Genomic DNA, 425 nt, shown 5'->3' on the forward strand with positions numbered 1-425 from the left:
TTCAAGACATCTGCCAATTCCTCAACCTCAGAATGTTGGCTGGAGTACCAGGATTTGAACCTGGGAATGGCGGGATCAAAACCCGCTGCCTTACCGCTTGGCGATACTCCAACGAAATTTCAAATCTAACTTAACTTGCTGAACCCAGGATTTGAATCTGGGGGTGGATGAGTGAGGGATAAAAACCTCTCTCTTCTCTGCCTTACCGCTTGGCGATACTCCAACGAAAACTTGATTGTTTTAGTTCTAATCAAGAACATGGTGCGGAAAGAGAGACTTGAACTCTCACATCCGAAGATACTGGAACCTAAATCCAGCGCGTCTACCAATTCCGCCACTTCCGCACATCTTTTTGCATTAGTTATTGGAACCTAAATCCAGCGTCTGTATCAAGACAACTGCCAATTCCGCCACTTCCGCACATC

At 46.1% G+C, this 425-nt stretch carries 2 tRNA genes; both read right to left on the minus strand.

Going from position 1 to position 425, the window contains the following annotated elements:
* Positions 1 to 36: 36 nt before the first annotated feature.
* Positions 37 to 111 (minus strand) — tRNA-Gln (locus CEX98_RS22220).
* A 148-nt stretch (positions 112 to 259) separates the two neighbouring features.
* A tRNA-Leu gene (locus tag CEX98_RS22225) sits at positions 260 to 344 on the minus strand.
* Positions 345 to 425 lie beyond the last annotated feature (81 nt).

The sequence above is a fragment of the Pseudoalteromonas piscicida genome (assembly GCF_002744175.1).
Taxonomy (GTDB): Bacteria; Pseudomonadota; Gammaproteobacteria; order Enterobacterales; family Alteromonadaceae; genus Pseudoalteromonas; species Pseudoalteromonas piscicida_B.